We start from the raw sequence: 11,867 nt of genomic DNA on the forward strand, positions 1-11,867 counted from the left end.
AGGCGATCCCATGCCCCTGTACGCCGTCCGATCCAGCGCCCCCGAGGCCCTCGTCGACGTGGAATCCTTCGGCCGCGAGCTGGACGCCCTCCGCCGCGAGGTCCTCGCCGAACGCGGGGCCGAGGACGTCCGCTACATCCGCACCCTCATCGCCGTGCAGCGCGGCCTGGAGGCGGGCGGGCGTGCCGCGCTCGCGGTCTCCCTGCTGCCGCCGGCCTGGCTGGCCGGCACGGCGATGCTGACCGTCGCCAAGGTGCTGGAGAACATGGAGCTGGGCCACAACATCCTGCACGGCCAGTGGGACTGGATGCGCGACCCGGCCATCCACTCCACCACCTGGGAATGGGACTTTCCCACCCCGTCCGCGGCGTGGAAGCACACCCACAACGACCTCCATCACACCTGGACCAACGTCGTCGGCCGCGACCGCGACCTCGGCTACACCATCCTCCGAATGAGCGCGGACCAGCCCTGGCACCCCGCCCACCTGGCCCAGCCCCTCTACGCTGCCGCGATCGCCCCGGTCTTCGAGTGGACCATCGCGCTGTACGACCTGGAGCACGACGCCGTCCTCGACGGCCGCAAACCGCTGCGCGTCTTCCTCGGCGACCTGACGGACATGCTCCGCAAGGCCGCCCGGCAGGCCGGCAAGGACTACCTGCTGTTCCCGCTGCTGGCCGGCCCCTCAGCACTGCCCTGTCTGCTCGGCAACCTCACGGCCAACACGGCCCGCAGCATCTGGGCGCACACCGTCATCCTCTGCGGCCACTTCCCCGACGGCGCGGAGTCCTTCACCGCGGACGAGATCGAGGGCGAGACCCGCGGCGAGTGGTACCTGCGCCAGGCCCTCGGCTCCGCCAACATCGAGGGCAGCCCGGTCTTTCACATCCTCACCGGCAACCTCAGCCACCAGATCGAGCACCACCTCTTCCCCGACCTGCCCAGCAACCGCTACGCCAGGATCGCCCCACGGGTGCGCGCACTGTGCGAGAAGCACGGCGTCCCCTACACGACGGGGCGGCTGGTACGGCAGTACGCCTCCGTCTGGGCGCGCATCTGGCGCATGGCACTGCCGGGCTCATAGATCACGACACCAGGGCAGCCGGTCACCTGGGCAGGGGTTGTCGGCGGGCTGGAGACGTCCGCGCTGTTGTGGCCGCGTGCGGTCCGGGCCTTGTCGACGGATTGCTGCAGCGCGGCCATGAGGTCGACCAGCTGGCCCGGCTGGGCTGCCGGATGCGGAGCCTGTGGCAGCCGGCGGTGTTCCTGCTTGGCTTCGACGACCTCGCGCAGGGCCTGGGTGTAGTGGTCGGTGAACTCCGGGCCGTCGACATTGTCGCGGGACATGACCTCAACCAGGGTCATGGCCTCGTCGATCTCGCCCGGTTCCAGATGAACGGGGCCGGGGGTTACCTGGGCAGGGTCACGGATCTCGTCTGGCCACAGCAGCGTGTGCAGCGCGATCACGTCCCCGCGGACCCGTAGCAGGCCGAGTCGTTCACGGCCGTGCCACGCGTACCGCGACCTTGCTGCTGCGCTCAAGTGCCCGGCGCAGCAGCACGTACGGCTTCGCGGCGATGCTGCCCTTTGGCTGGAGGTAGTAGCCGGGGCCGATCCGAAGGGGGTCGATGTCGGCGGTCGGGAGGAAGCCGACCAGCTCGATCGCGCGTGCCGTGGGCAGCGGCAGCTGCCGCAGTTCTTCGTCGGTGAGCGGGATGATGCGGCCGCCGGCCATCTCGTAGCCCTGGCCGATCTCCCCGTACGAGACTTCACGGTCCTCGATCTCGCACCAGTAGCGGTTGCGCACCAGGCCGTTGTCGACGGTGTGGATCCGGCGGAAGCGAACGCTGTGATCCTCGGTTGCGCCCAGGACGGCGATCGGGACGCTGACCAGCCCGACCGAGATGGCACCATTCCACACGCTCGCGGGCATGACACACCTCCAGCCCCCGAGCAGTATCAGCCTAGGACGCCGCCCGGCCCGGCACGAGGAAGGCCGGCCGCGGGGCGGGCAGACCAGCAAGGTCCACCTGGCCGCCGACCGGAAGTGCCGCCCGCTGGCGTTCGTGTTGACCGCGGGACAGGCCGCGGACAGCCCGCAGTTCGTCCCCGTGCTGGGGCGGATATCCGCGCGGCCACCCGCCGTGAGTGGGCTGGCTCTGTGGCCCGTCCGAATCGGAACCGCTCGTGGCCGGAGACCGGATCCTGGCTCCTCTGCACGCCTTGCCCCGGGTCCTGGTCCGTCAGAACACACGCTGCGCAGTCTGGGGGCGCCTTGCACAACGCCGGAGTTGAGACCCTGCTTTGGTGTCGTGATGGCGGCGTCGATGCTGTGGTCGGGACGCTCGATGAGCCCGCCGGTATAGAGCAGCAGGGGCGAGCGGAGGGGCTTTCGAGCCGGTGCTCGGTGCGGTGGAACGTCAGAAGCCTTGGTGCTGGAGGACGTCGCGTTCCGTGAGGGGTGGCGCGCGCGTCGGAGGTGCGGGGGAGTAGTGGTGGGTGTCCGGCGTTGGACCAGGACAGGGTCCAGCCCGGACCGCCGTGGACGGGGTTCACCAGTAGTGGCGTCGTCCTGCGACGGCGTGCCCCATCGCGCCGAGGACCCACAGGATGGCTCCGACGACCGCCAGGATGATCCCGATGGTCCACAGGATGGCTATCCCGGTGACGAAGCCGACGACGAGCAGAATGATGCCCAGGATGATCATGATTTCTTCCTTGGGGGGCAGTGCCGCTTCCGCTGTGAACTGCGAAAGACCGCAAGGGCGTGGACACGGGAATGGTCCGTCTCCTCCTTACTCTGCGCGGTGTGGTTTGTGGCGGGCGACCTGTAGGCGGACCTCCGTGGGTATGTCAGGGATGCCAGTGGACCGGTGGGCGGTTCGGAGCGGGCCTTCGCAGAGGGCATCGAGGGCGGCGCCGGGTGCCCTCTGAGGGGTGAGGGTGAGCCTGACGCGGGTGCGCGGATCGGCAGGCCGGCCAGTGATGCGTACGGCCGCATGCTCAACCCCCGGCAGGGCACCGGCTTCGGCGGCGATCGCGTCGCTGAGCGCTCGGTCGCGCAGTTCGACGCCTTCCTGCGGGGGTGTGCCGCCGACGGACAGCGCTCCGGGGTGGCGTCGGCGCAGTTCGGCGAGCAGCCACCCCAGGGCGAGCAGGGCGACGAGGGCGAGGGCGGCGATGACGGCGGGCCACCACCACCAGCCCTGGCTGCTCCAGCGAGCCCGGTCGGCGGAGCCGAGCAGGACGTCGTCCGGGGTGGTCAGGGGCCAGCCGACGGGCGGGACCAGATCGTGTCGCCGGTAGACGCCGAACCCGGCGAAGAGGATCAGCAGGCCGCCGCCGAGCAGGACCAGTCCGGCAAGGGCCAGCAGACTGCGGTTGAGTACGGGTCGCGGCGTCATGGTGTGGCTCCGGGTCTGGGTTCTCCGGTCAGTTGGTGCGTTGCCGCACCCGTACGACGATGCGGGGAGGGCGGGCGAGGGCGAGCCGGTCGCGCTCCTCGTCGAGGACCGCGGTGAGGTCGTCCTTCACCTGTTGAGGGTCGCGGAAGCGGACGTCGGCGCGGGCTTTGACGCGGTGGCGGCGCACCCGGATGCGGGCCTTGCTGACCCCGGGTACTCGCATGGCAGCGTCGCGCAGCAGAGCGGCGGTGCCATCGCGGTCCAGGGAGGCGCGCAGCCCGGGCGCGGGGGAGCGCAGGGGCAGCCAGTGGCGTAGGCCAGGGGTGAGGGCCAGGACGATCAGCCAGATGCCGACGGCGGCGGCCACGGCGGCTCCCGTGAGCATCCACACATCGTCCACGGGGCGGGTGGCCAGTGCGTCGGTCAGGTGCCGTCGCCAGGCTGCCGCGGGGCGTCCCGCCCGTACGGCGACGACGTCGACCAGCGCTCCGACCGCCGCCACGAGGGTCACCGAGGCGACCAGCGCGGCCGGAATGCGGCGCGCCGACCACGGACGGTGGGTCCGGTGCCCTCTGTCGCGCTCGCCGGCAGTCAGGTTCGGCGAAGGCGTGTGGTGTTCGGGCGGACCGGGCTCTGTGGGCTCCCTCGGCTCCTGGGGCTCTTTCGTCATCGGGACCGCTGCACGGCGCGGGGATGGCGCGGAGTCGCGGGCGGGAGGGTCCGGATCGGGTGTCATTCCGGTCCTCCTTCCTGCGTGGTGGGCCCGGTGGTGCGGGCCGGGTGGCTGGTCACAGGACCCGCCCCCGGTTCGCGCCGGAGGTGGCCACCAGCCGTCGGACGGTGAGGGTGACCTCTCCCACCCGCAAGCCGGTCAGCTGAACCACCCGTTCGGCGACGTCCTGCTGGATCCGCTCGCAGACATGGGGGATGTCGGTGGGATAGGGCAGCTCCATGGTCAGGTGCAGGCGCACCGATCCGCTCCGGACTGCGGCGGAGGCGCTGGGTGCCGCCGGTCCGCTCGGGCCGGGCGGGAGGGCGGCGCGACGGGACTGGGCCGTGCGTGCGGCTTGGGTGGCGATACGGGCGACCACCCTGTCCGGGATGACGGTGGCGCCCCGCTCGGCCGGAGGCGGCAGGCCGGCGGCCCGCGCCGATGGGCCGGATCCTTCGCCGGGAGGTGGGGCGCCGGGCCGGGTCCTCACCGCCGCCTCCGTGCACGGAGGTCGAGGTCGCCCTGGGCGACGAGTCCGACGATCAGCCCCGCCGCCCCCAGGACCAGAACCAGCAGAAATGCCCAGAAGCCGCCGAAGTAACCGGCGAAGCCCAGGGCCATCCCCGCCGCGAGGCCCGTGGTCGCTGTGTTCATGATGCACTCACCCGTCTCGCGAGCGTCATCCGCGTGATCAGCCGCTTACGCCGGGACGCGGCGGTGGTCACGGCGGATCACCTCACGCGGCCCTCGTCCGTTTCGGACTCTTCCTCCTCGTCGGGAAGGTGGACGTCGTCGACGACGATGTTCACCTCGACGACCTCCAGTCCCGTCATCCGCTCCACAGCGCTGATCACGTTGGTGCGCACGTCGCCGGCGACGTCGACGATGGAGACGCCGTACTCGACGACGACGTCCAGGTCCACGGCGGCCTGCCGCTCGCCGACCTCGACCTTCACCCCTTGTGTGACGCTGCCGCCTCCGCCGGGGACGCGTTCCCGCATGGCGCCGAAGGCGCGGGCCATGCCCGCCCCGAGGTTGTGGATGCCCGGTACCTCGCGGGCGGCCATGCCCGCGATCTTGGCCACTACGCCGTCCGCGATGGTGGTCTTCCCCCGGGTCTCGGCCGGAGCTCCGGCTCCGGTACGGCCCTTCAGCGCGCTCACGCCCGCATCGGGTCGGCGGTCCGCCCCGACGCTGGTGATGTTGTCCGTCATGGCGGTCGCCTCGATCGGTCGGTCGGACACCGGCGTGGTGCCCGTCGAAAGGTTGGACATGCGGGGCGGCAGACTTCTCACGAGCGTTCGATGTGATGTGCATCACATGTAAGGGGGTGGGTATGCGATTGTCCTGAACCATGAGCAGGAGCGGCATGATCGAACGGACCGGTTCTTCACCTCTGGGAGGCGACCTGCCGGATCGACTGCTGGCTGTGTGGGCTGCCGAGGGGGACGAGGACGCCTTCGCTGTTCTCGTCCGGCGGCACAGCCGGCCTCTGCTCGGTCTGGCCTGCTGCATGCTCGGTAACGCCCAGGACGCCGAGGAGGCCGTTCAGGACGCCTTCGTCAGCGCCTGGCGGCGGCTGCCGGAATACCGTCACGATGCGGAGTTCTCCACCTGGATGTACCGCATCACCGTCAACCGTTGCCTGAACTCGCGACGCCGCCGACCGCTACCCCTTCCATTGGACGCCGTCGCCGAGCCCGCGACGGGCGGCGAGTGGAGTTCGCCCGCCCGAGCCGCAGAGGAGGACGCAGAAACGGCCGCTTTGACGTGCGCGCTCGGCGAGCTGGACGCCGGACAGCGTGTCTGCTGGATCCTGCGGGAGCTGCAGGGTCTGCCCTACAAGGAGATCGCCGTCGTGACACAGACCAGTGAGCAGACGGTGCGCGGCAGACTGTTCAGGGCACGCCGGTCCCTGAAGGAGGCGATGGCCCCATGGCGCTAGACGACCCGCACGCGCGGCCTTCCGAACCGCCCGGAGACGACGGGCCTCCCGATCACCCGGCCATCGATGACGCGGCTCCGCTCGCCGGTGACGAGGTACTGACCTGCGGCCGCCTGCTCAGCCAGGTCTGGGAACAGGCGCAGGACGACGCCGACTGCGGATCCGCACACCATGTCATGTCCCCAGTGCCGCGAGGCCGTCGAGGGGCTGGCCAGGCTGAACGCGGCCACGCGGGCGCTGCGTGCCAAGGGCCCTCCCGGCCTGCAGGCGCTGACCGACCGCGTCATGAGCATCGTCAGGGCCGAGGTCCGGCTGGGGCGGCTGCTGCCACTGGCCGACACGATGCTGGATCTGCTGATCGCCGAGAGCGCCGCGGCGAAAGTGCTGCGGCATGCCGCGGACACGGTCCCCGGGGCGAGGGCCGTGTCCTGCCGGCTCGCGCCCGCAGGCGCCACCGGCGTGCAGGTGACCATGACCCTGGCCGCCGTCCTCGACCGCCCGCTGCCCGACAGGGTCGATCAAGTACGCGAGGCGATCGTCGATGCCGCCGGACACGCCCTGGGGATGGACGTGACGGCCGTCGACATCATCGTGGTCGACGTACTGGAGCCGCCCTTGCCCCTCGGTCCTGCGGGCTCCGGTCAGACCGCAGGCGGTGGTGCCTGATGGCTGCCACCGGAACGCCGCCTCCCCTCAGCGTCGCGGCCGCAGCGGCCCTCGCGGTTCCCGGCGTGGCCGGCCTGCAACCCCGCCTCGCCCACCGCCTCGCGGCAGCGGCCTCGCCCACATGGCCGGAGACAACAGCTCAACATGCCCCCGAGGCAGGTGTCCGCATCGACCGGATGCCCGACGGCTCGGGATGGCACATCGAGGTGCGCTGCGTCCTGACTGAAGGCCACAGAGTGGTGGACACCGCCCGAGATGTCCACGACCAGGTACGGGCCGCTGTCCTCTCCTACCTCGCCGCACACGACGCCCCGGTAGCGGTCACCGTGACGGTCACAGTCACGGTCACCCGCATCGCCGCCCGGGACCACACGGTCTGAGCGCCGCACGCGACGGCCGGCGACGAGGCCAGACTGCTGCGTCTAGATCTAAAACGACGGGCGTTATTGACAGGTGGGTCTCCTACGGGCCGCAGCCGGGAAGTTGCCTCGCTGCAGGCCACCGAGAGGCGCAAGGGCATACCGGCTGCCCGCGTAGGCCAACGGGATTTGCCGGACATGGTCCTCGATGTACAGGATCACGACGGCGAGAGCGACCGATGGGCACGATCTGAGCACGAGGCATGTCGGCTGTAGGGCGGCTCACTGCGCGTCGGATGTTTGCAAAGGGAGAAGACGGCAGCCGCTGCTGTGCGGCGCAGCTCCTCGATGACGTCAATCTGATTGCGTGCGCGGTCCAGCGGATTCCTTGGTTGTGGCTCATCGAGACCAGGTTCCGCCTGTGCACCGCGGCCGGACAGCTCGTCACCACCGGCCGCCGTCGGGTGCTCCACCTTGCCGGCTGCTGGCCATGGACCGTCTGCATCACGGCCGCCCTCGACCGGCTCGCCCAACTCCCGAACCCAAGATGACCAGCTGATTTCCCGTCCCAACGACAGGACCACCCGACCCTGAGAAGTGGAACCCGGCGCCCACCCGACGCGACACTCGGGCCCCGGCATCCCCAACATCAGCCACATAAAGCGGAATGGCCCGCCGACTCCGTTGGCAGACCGTCACGAAAGTTTGAGGCTAGAAGTCAACGAAGTCACCGCGACGTGGTCACGACGGGGGACAGCACTCGCGAGCTGACGGCAACCGCGGCAGAGATTGGGGAACTCCCGCTTCCGCGCGCGGGTTTTGTACGGTGTGAGCCGGTCGGCGAGGCCGAACGGTCAGGCGATCCCGATGCCGCGTACCAGCAGCAACGTCACGTCCACCACCGCCACTGCGACCGCTGCCGCGAACGCCGCTCGCTCCCAGCGGCGTCCCAGCACCGTCCCCGCCACCGCGACCAGGCCGGCCACCACGAGTGCCACCACTCCCCATCTGCCGGGTGGTCCGGCGGGCCCCAGCGTCAGAACCGCGGACGCGGTCGCCAGCGGTACCGGCAGCAGCAGCCGCGCGCCGTCCGGGCCCAGCCGGTGCGGAAATCCCCGTACGCCCGTCGCCAGATCCCCGCGGATGTCCGGCAGCACGTCGCCCAGATGGGCACCGACCCCCAGTAGCGCCCCGGCGGTGACAACCCACCAGGCCGGCCAGGGCTGCCCTGGGAGCCCCAGCGCCACGAACGCCGGGAGCGCGGCGAAACCCACCGCGTACGGTGCCCAGGACCAAGCTGTCGCCTTGAGCCACAGGTTGTACGCCCACGCCGCCGCCACTCCAGCCAGGTGAACGACGCCCGCCCACAGGCCACATGCGAACGACAACGGCACGCACAGCGCCAGCGCGGCATACGCGGCCACCCACACCTGCGTCGCGCCCACCGCGCCGTCGACGACGGGTTTGCCACGGCGGCCGGCGGCGATGTCCCGGCGCGCGTCGAACGCGTCGTTGCACCAGCCGACGGACAACTGCCCGCTCAGAACGGCGGCGGTGGCCAGGACACAACGTGCGGCGCCCTGGCCGGCGGTCACGGCCAGGGCTGCCATCAACGCGGTGACCGCCACTACAGGCCCGGGGTGGCACGACCCGGCCAGGCCACCCAACCGGCCGGCCCACATCGCGGCCACACCGCCGGCCGTCGACTGCTCAGGAGTGCCCACCCGGCCGATCGTAGGAGTCCCGGCCCCGACATGCGTGGAGCACGCGCCCCGGGACGAACGGCCGGACGGGCGATCCATGGTGCCGGAGCCCGGGTTCGGGGAACACGTGCAGAGCAACTCACCCCAGTCGACAGCCGGACGGGAACCTCATGACGCGGATCGCCGCCGTTCACGGTGCCCTCGCACCGCACCGTCGCACCCAGTCCGAGATCACCGACATGGTGGCCCGCACCTGCCTGCCCGAGGGCACCGACCGCCGGGTCCTGGACCGGCTGCACCGCAGTGCGAAGGTCCGCTCGCGCCACATGACGCTGCCGCTGGAACGGTACGAGGAACTGGACGGATTCGGCGCCGCCAACGACGTCTTCATCGCCGCCGCCACCGGTCTGGGCGCCAAGGCAGTGAGAGCCGTACTGCAGATGGCTGGTCTGTCCGCAGCCGACGTCGATCTGCTGATCTTCACCTCCGTCACCGGCATCGCCGTTCCCTCGATCGATGCACGGCTTGCCGGCCGCCTCGGACTGCGGCCGGACGTCACAAGACTGCCCCTCTTCGGCCTGGGCTGCGTCGGTGGCGCTGCAGGCCTGGCCCGTATGCACGACTACCTGCTGGGCCGGCCCGACCACGTGGCAGTACTGCTGTCGGTCGAACTGTGCTCGCTCACCTTCCAGCGCAACGACGCCTCCGTGGCCAACCTGGTCGCCACCGGGTTGTTCGGCGACGGCGCCGCCGCGGTCGTCGCCTGCGGCGCGGGCCGCCCGGACGCGACCGTCGGCCCGACGATCGTGGACACCCGCAGCCACCTGTATCCGGACACCGGGCGCGTCATGGGCTGGGACATCAGGAGCTCCGGCTTCCAGGTCGTCCTCGACCCGAAGGTCCCCGACCTCGTACGCCGCTACCTCCCCGATGGGGTCGAGGGATTCCTCAGTGACCACGGCCTGAAGCCGAAGGACGTGACTGCCTGGGTCTGCCACCCGGGCGGGCCCAAGGTCCTTCAGGCCGTCACCGAGGCCCTCGACCTGCCCGACGAAGCACTCGATGTGACCTGGCGTCACCTGGCCGACGTAGGCAACCTGTCCTCGTCGTCGGTGCTCCACGTGCTGCGCGACACCCTGGCCGAGCGCCGCCCGCCGCCGGGCACCCCGGGTGTGCTGCTGGCGATGGGACCCGGCTTCGCCTGCGAACTAGTCCTGCTGCGCTGGTAGTTCGGACAGAAGAAGGAAACAGGACTCAGGACACATGATCTGGTACGGACTGCTGGTGGCCGCCGTCGCCGCCGAGCGCGTCGCCGAACTCGTCGTCGCCCGCCGCAACGAACGGTGGAGCACCGCCCGCGGCGCGACGCTGACAGGGCAGGGCCACTACCCGGCGATGGTCGCCCTTCACACCGGCCTCCTGATCGCCTGCCCGGCCGAGGCATGGCTGGCCGACCGGCCCTTCGTACCCGCCCTGGCCTGGCCGATGCTGGCCGTGCTGGCGGGCGCCCAGGCACTGCGGTGGTGGTGCATCCACACCCTGGGACCCCGTTGGAACACCCGGGTGATCGTCGTACCCGGCCTGCCGCTGGTGACGAGCGGCCCCTACCGGTGGCGGTGGCTGCGGCATCCGAACTACGTGGCCGTCGTCGCCGAGGGCGTGGCGCTTCCTCTGGTACACACCGCCGGGGTCACCGCGGCCGCGTTCACGGTACTCAACGCCGCCCTGCTCACCGTGCGCATCCGCTGCGAGAACCGGGCGCTCGCCGCCGCGACCACGCCGGCGTCGGCATGATCGACGTACTGGTGGCTGGCGGCGGACCCGCCGGACTGGCCGCGGCCATCCACGCAGCGCTCGCCGGCCTGGAGGCCGTCGTCGTTGAACCCCGGACCGCGCCCGTGGACAAGGCCTGTGGAGAAGGAGTCATGCCCGGCGGTGTCGCCGCGCTGCGAACACTGGGCGTCGAGATCACCGGCCGCGAACTGCGCGGCATCCGCTACGTGGAGGGCACCACCCGCGCCGAAGCGTCATTCCGCGGCCGGAGTGGGCGGGGAATCCGCCGTACAACGCTGCACTCCGCACTGCACCAGCGCGCGCTCAGCCTCGGCGTGCGCATGCTGCCGGGCAAGGTCGGCGAGGTACACCAGAGCGCAGACACGGTCACCGCCGCTGGAACCACGGCCCGTTGGCTGATCGCCGCCGACGGCCTGCACTCCCCGGTGCGCCGCAGCCTGGGGCTGGAACTGCCGGGCCGCCCCCATGGCCGCTACGGACTTCGCCGGCACTACCGCGCCGAGCCGTGGACGGACTTCGTGGAGGTCCACTGGGCCCGGCACGGCGAGGCCTATGTGACACCGGTCGACGACGACCTGGTGGGCGTCGCGGTCCTCAGCCGCAACCGTCGCGGCTACGACGAGCACCTGGCCGGCTTCCCGACCCTCACCGCGTCGCTGCGCGGCTCGGTCGCGACGGAGGTACGCGGAGCCGGACCACTGCGGCAGCGGGTGCGGCGCAGAACCGCCGGCCGTGTCCTGCTCGTCGGCGACGCCGCAGGCTACCTGGATGCCCTCACCGGCGAGGGCATCGCCCTCGCACTGGCCACGGCCGGGGCCGCCGTCCGCTGCCTGGCCGCCGGGCGACCGGACGAGTATGAGCGTGCCTGGGTGCGGCTGACTCGGCGCCACCGGCTGCTCACCAGGGCCCTGCTGGCCGCAGGCGGCCGTCCCAGCACCGCCCGCCTCATCGTGCCGGCAGCGTCCCGGATGCCTTCGGTGTTCTCAGCCGCGGTCCACGCACTGCAGTAGTGGCCCGGCCTTATTTACCCCGAAAGCGAACGAAGCCAACCGTACGTGCTTTCCGCGCCAGCGGAGGTTGGTCTGGGGGCGAGGTGGGCGCCGAGTCTCCTGAGCTGGTTCTCTCCGCGCTGGTGAAGCTGGTGAACGCCACCTTCGCTGCCCGGGACGAGATGTGGTGGGGCAGCGGCACGGCGTGCGTCTCCGCCAGCGGCAAGTTCGACTTCTGGTCCTCGAACCTGATGGCCGAGTGACACCAGCGCTACCGCGGCCCGGGTGTGGTGAT

General features: G+C 71.1%; 17 protein-coding genes and 2 pseudogenes. 10 read left to right on the forward strand and 9 right to left on the reverse strand.

Features of this window, described 5'->3' with window-relative positions:
• Positions 1-16 precede the first annotated feature (16 nt).
• Positions 17-1,084 carry a fatty acid desaturase family protein gene (locus tag ACFY4A_RS03810; protein ID WP_376608838.1) on the forward strand — a complete coding sequence of 356 codons (1,068 nt, stop codon included), beginning with the start codon at positions 17-19 and terminating at the stop codon, positions 1,082-1,084.
• Here the strand turns inward: ACFY4A_RS03810 and ACFY4A_RS03815 are convergent.
• Both ACFY4A_RS03815 and ACFY4A_RS03820 read right to left on the reverse strand, forming a co-directional pair.
• Positions 1,006-1,542, reverse strand: coding sequence for a hypothetical protein (locus ACFY4A_RS03815; protein WP_382621628.1), 537 nt, complete (start codon positions 1,540-1,542; stop codon positions 1,006-1,008). The genes ACFY4A_RS03810 and ACFY4A_RS03815 overlap by 79 nt on opposite strands.
• Positions 1,499-1,933, reverse strand: a complete 435-nt coding sequence (locus tag ACFY4A_RS03820) for a Ku protein (protein WP_384440492.1) — start codon at positions 1,931-1,933, stop codon at positions 1,499-1,501. The genes ACFY4A_RS03815 and ACFY4A_RS03820 overlap by 44 nt, the downstream gene beginning before the upstream one ends.
• Before the next feature lie 61 nt (positions 1,934-1,994).
• Between ACFY4A_RS03820 and ACFY4A_RS03825 the strand changes: the two are divergent.
• Positions 1,995-2,144: pseudogene (locus tag ACFY4A_RS03825) on the forward strand (IS5/IS1182 family transposase); the annotation flags it as partial.
• Between the two features lie 408 nt (positions 2,145-2,552).
• On the opposite strand, the gene ACFY4A_RS03830 reads toward ACFY4A_RS03825, so the two are convergent.
• The 6 genes from ACFY4A_RS03830 to ACFY4A_RS03855 form a co-directional block, all read right to left on the reverse strand.
• On the reverse strand, positions 2,553-2,708 hold the full coding sequence (locus tag ACFY4A_RS03830; RefSeq protein WP_365429353.1) for a DUF6131 family protein: 156 nt from the start codon (positions 2,706-2,708) through the stop codon (positions 2,553-2,555).
• Between the two features lie 87 nt (positions 2,709-2,795).
• Entirely contained in the window at positions 2,796-3,404 is a 609-nt protein-coding gene (locus ACFY4A_RS03835; RefSeq protein ID WP_390827810.1) for an alkaline shock response membrane anchor protein AmaP, read from the reverse strand.
• A 28-nt stretch (positions 3,405-3,432) separates the two neighbouring features.
• Complete coding sequence (locus tag ACFY4A_RS03840) at positions 3,433-4,074, reverse strand: DUF6286 domain-containing protein (protein ID WP_390827811.1); 642 nt, start codon at positions 4,072-4,074, stop codon at positions 3,433-3,435.
• A 118-nt stretch (positions 4,075-4,192) separates the two neighbouring features.
• Entirely contained in the window at positions 4,193-4,606 is a 414-nt protein-coding gene (locus ACFY4A_RS03845; RefSeq protein WP_384440484.1) for an Asp23/Gls24 family envelope stress response protein, read from the reverse strand.
• Positions 4,603-4,770, reverse strand: coding sequence for a hypothetical protein (locus ACFY4A_RS03850; RefSeq protein WP_199836531.1), 168 nt, complete (start codon positions 4,768-4,770; stop codon positions 4,603-4,605). Before ACFY4A_RS03850 ends, ACFY4A_RS03845 begins: the two co-directional genes overlap by 4 nt.
• A 77-nt stretch (positions 4,771-4,847) precedes the next feature.
• Positions 4,848-5,330: an Asp23/Gls24 family envelope stress response protein gene (locus ACFY4A_RS03855; protein ID WP_376549552.1), complete on the reverse strand. Its 483-nt coding sequence runs from the start codon at positions 5,328-5,330 to the stop codon at positions 4,848-4,850.
• A gap of 155 nt (positions 5,331-5,485) precedes the next feature.
• On the opposite strand from ACFY4A_RS03855, the gene ACFY4A_RS03860 reads away from it, so the two are divergent.
• The 4 genes and pseudogenes from ACFY4A_RS03860 to ACFY4A_RS03875 form a co-directional block, all read left to right on the forward strand.
• Positions 5,486-6,061 (forward strand): RNA polymerase sigma factor, encoded by a 576-nt coding sequence (locus tag ACFY4A_RS03860; protein WP_384440481.1) that lies wholly within the window; start codon positions 5,486-5,488, stop codon positions 6,059-6,061.
• Between the two features lie 171 nt (positions 6,062-6,232).
• Positions 6,233-6,727, forward strand: coding sequence for a hypothetical protein (locus ACFY4A_RS03865; RefSeq protein ID WP_390827812.1), 495 nt, complete (start codon positions 6,233-6,235; stop codon positions 6,725-6,727).
• A complete protein-coding gene (locus ACFY4A_RS03870; protein ID WP_376408449.1) occupies positions 6,727-7,107 on the forward strand; it encodes a hypothetical protein in 381 nt (126 codons plus the stop codon). The genes ACFY4A_RS03865 and ACFY4A_RS03870 overlap by 1 nt, the downstream gene beginning before the upstream one ends.
• A gap of 389 nt (positions 7,108-7,496) precedes the next feature.
• Positions 7,497-7,637 (forward strand): annotated as a pseudogene (locus ACFY4A_RS03875) (IS1380 family transposase); the annotation flags it as partial.
• A 303-nt stretch (positions 7,638-7,940) separates the two neighbouring features.
• Here ACFY4A_RS03875 and ACFY4A_RS03880 read toward each other — a convergent pair.
• The gene (locus tag ACFY4A_RS03880) at positions 7,941-8,810 is read right to left on the reverse strand and encodes a UbiA family prenyltransferase (RefSeq protein WP_376408446.1); all 870 of its coding nucleotides are present in this window, start codon (positions 8,808-8,810) and stop codon (positions 7,941-7,943) included.
• 149 nt (positions 8,811-8,959) lie between these two features.
• Between ACFY4A_RS03880 and ACFY4A_RS03885 the strand changes: the two genes are divergently transcribed.
• The 4 genes from ACFY4A_RS03885 (at position 8,960) to ACFY4A_RS03900 (ending at position 11,835) form a co-directional block, all read left to right on the forward strand.
• Entirely contained in the window at positions 8,960-10,018 is a 1,059-nt protein-coding gene (locus ACFY4A_RS03885) for a type III polyketide synthase (protein ID WP_384440473.1), read from the forward strand.
• 34 nt (positions 10,019-10,052) lie between these two features.
• Positions 10,053-10,583: an isoprenylcysteine carboxyl methyltransferase family protein gene (locus ACFY4A_RS03890; RefSeq protein WP_376505978.1), complete on the forward strand. Its 531-nt coding sequence runs from the start codon at positions 10,053-10,055 to the stop codon at positions 10,581-10,583.
• Positions 10,580-11,593: an NAD(P)/FAD-dependent oxidoreductase gene (locus ACFY4A_RS03895; RefSeq protein ID WP_141363630.1), complete on the forward strand. Its 1,014-nt coding sequence runs from the start codon at positions 10,580-10,582 to the stop codon at positions 11,591-11,593. Before ACFY4A_RS03890 ends, ACFY4A_RS03895 begins: the two co-directional genes overlap by 4 nt.
• Before the next feature lie 83 nt (positions 11,594-11,676).
• Complete coding sequence (locus ACFY4A_RS03900) at positions 11,677-11,835, forward strand: hypothetical protein (protein ID WP_172633073.1); 159 nt, start codon at positions 11,677-11,679, stop codon at positions 11,833-11,835.
• Positions 11,836-11,867: the final 32 nt, after the last annotated feature.

It is taken from the genome of Streptomyces sp. NPDC001292 (assembly GCF_042896465.1).
Classification (GTDB): domain Bacteria; phylum Actinomycetota; class Actinomycetes; order Streptomycetales; family Streptomycetaceae; genus Streptomyces.

Bases quoted from the DNA above. Each gene is read 5' to 3' on its own strand.
- ACFY4A_RS03820 (WP_384440492.1), bottom strand. From the start codon at position 1,933: ATGCCCGCGAGCGTGTGGAATGGTGCCATCTCGGTCGGGCTGGTCAGC.
- ACFY4A_RS03830 (WP_365429353.1), bottom strand. From the start codon at position 2,708: ATGATCATCCTGGGCATCATTCTGCTCGTCGTCGGCTTCGTCACCGGG.
- ACFY4A_RS03835 (WP_390827810.1), bottom strand. From the start codon at position 3,404: ATGACGCCGCGACCCGTACTCAACCGCAGTCTGCTGGCCCTTGCCGGA.
- ACFY4A_RS03840 (WP_390827811.1), bottom strand. From the start codon at position 4,074: ATGACGAAAGAGCCCCAGGAGCCGAGGGAGCCCACAGAGCCCGGTCCG.
- ACFY4A_RS03850 (WP_199836531.1), bottom strand. From the start codon at position 4,770: ATGAACACAGCGACCACGGGCCTCGCGGCGGGGATGGCCCTGGGCTTC.
- ACFY4A_RS03855 (WP_376549552.1), bottom strand. From the start codon at position 5,330: ATGACGGACAACATCACCAGCGTCGGGGCGGACCGCCGACCCGATGCG.
- ACFY4A_RS03860 (WP_384440481.1), top strand. From the start codon at position 5,486: ATGATCGAACGGACCGGTTCTTCACCTCTGGGAGGCGACCTGCCGGAT.
- ACFY4A_RS03865 (WP_390827812.1), top strand. From the start codon at position 6,233: ATGTCATGTCCCCAGTGCCGCGAGGCCGTCGAGGGGCTGGCCAGGCTG.
- ACFY4A_RS03870 (WP_376408449.1), top strand. From the start codon at position 6,727: ATGGCTGCCACCGGAACGCCGCCTCCCCTCAGCGTCGCGGCCGCAGCG.
- ACFY4A_RS03885 (WP_384440473.1), top strand. From the start codon at position 8,960: ATGACGCGGATCGCCGCCGTTCACGGTGCCCTCGCACCGCACCGTCGC.
- ACFY4A_RS03890 (WP_376505978.1), top strand. From the start codon at position 10,053: ATGATCTGGTACGGACTGCTGGTGGCCGCCGTCGCCGCCGAGCGCGTC.
- ACFY4A_RS03895 (WP_141363630.1), top strand. From the start codon at position 10,580: ATGATCGACGTACTGGTGGCTGGCGGCGGACCCGCCGGACTGGCCGCG.